The sequence below is a fragment of the Dickeya sp. NCPPB 3274 genome, assembly GCF_000406205.1.
Classification (GTDB): Bacteria; Pseudomonadota; Gammaproteobacteria; order Enterobacterales; family Enterobacteriaceae; genus Dickeya; species Dickeya fangzhongdai.
Window position 1 is genome coordinate 1 of sequence record NZ_AOOH01000056.1, and the last position, 786, is coordinate 786.

Annotated in this window: 2 protein-coding genes; both read right to left on the reverse strand. The window is 48.5% G+C overall.

Features of this window, described 5'->3' with window-relative positions; translation table 11 throughout:
• Positions 1-188 precede the first annotated feature (188 nt).
• A complete protein-coding gene (gene tnpA, locus DXX3274_RS00130) occupies positions 189-647 on the reverse strand; it encodes an IS200/IS605-like element IS1541D family transposase (protein WP_042857882.1) in 459 nt (152 codons plus the stop codon).
• Positions 604-786, reverse strand: a 183-nt coding sequence (locus DXX3274_RS24100; RefSeq protein ID WP_238556027.1) for a hypothetical protein, incomplete at its 5' end; no start/stop codon positions are given. The genes tnpA and DXX3274_RS24100, both read right to left, overlap by 44 nt.

Consider the following 786-nt stretch of genomic DNA (forward strand, 5'->3'; position numbering starts at 1 on the left):
CGCGCCACGCCGGCTCCGGTAGCCAATGGCTATGTCGCCCTGCCGCAACACTCGCCAGCCCTGTAATCCTCGATTAAAAATAAATATCCTCCGGCATAGCCGGAGGTTTTTCATATGCGCCTATAAGGCTCTGTTACCAGCCGCGCCCTAACAGGCGCATCGCAATCTGACATTTGCATCCAAATCCGTTAATTACGGCCCGTAAACGGGCTACCTGGATACGGGATTGATAACTGTTCGCCCAGCTTATCCTGCTCCAGTTGGTGCTTTATGTAGTCCCGGATCTTCGATGTATTTTTACCCACCGTATCTACATAATACCCTCGGCACCAAAACTCCCTGTTCCTATATTTGAATTTCAGATCACCAAATTGTTCATAGAGCATCAGGCTGCTTTTGCCTTTCAGATAACCCATGAAGCTCGATACACTCATCTTCGGCGGGATCTCCACAAGCATATGGATGTGATCAGCACAGCACTCTGCTTCCAGAATCTGCACATTTTTCCATTCACACAGTTTTCTTAAGATACTCCCTACTACCCGCCGTTTCTCACCGTAGAAGACCTGTCTTCGGTATTTGGGTGCGAAAACTATGTGATATTTACAGTTCCAGCGGGTGTGCGCTAAGCTCTTTTCGTCCCCCATTGGGACCCCCTTTTGATTTCTTGTTTGACCATTGCAGTTGCCAGACCGCAAGGTGTTTTAACAAATCAAAAGGGGTTTTTATATCCGCCCCAAAGCTGGAAGCTTTACGGAACCCCCAGCCTAGCTGGGGGTTTTCTAT

Coding starts and splice junctions, on each gene's coding strand:
- tnpA (WP_042857882.1), bottom strand. CDS start 647: ATGGGGGACGAAAAGAGCTTAGCGCACACCCGCTGGAACTGTAAATAT.